Raw genomic sequence first — 245 nt, forward strand, 5'->3', positions numbered from 1 at the left:
GTTGGCCAGCAGGCCCGGCGCCGGGATGTCCAGCAACTGGCCGGCGTAGAGCGCGTAGCTGTCCTTGGCCGCCACCGGCGCGGCGTTGCCGACGCTGATCGGACCAGCGCCGTCGCCTGGCCGCCGTGGCCATCCGCGACCTTGTAGCTGAACGGCGTGTCGCCGACGAAGCCGCCGGTCGGCGTGAAGCGCAGCCGGCCGTCGGCGACACGCAGTTCAGCTACAAGATCGCCGATGGCCAGGGC

At 72.2% G+C, this 245-nt stretch carries 1 protein-coding gene; it reads right to left on the minus strand.

Annotated elements, in window-relative coordinates; all coding sequences use genetic code 11:
- Nucleotides 1–242 (minus strand): Ig-like domain-containing protein (locus B0W88_RS35375; protein ID WP_369973979.1); only part of this gene is annotated, 242 nt, incomplete at its 3' end.
- Nucleotides 243–245 lie beyond the last annotated feature (3 nt).

It is taken from the genome of Pelomonas sp. KK5 (assembly GCF_001984095.1).
Classification (GTDB): Bacteria; Pseudomonadota; Gammaproteobacteria; order Burkholderiales; family Burkholderiaceae_C; genus KK5.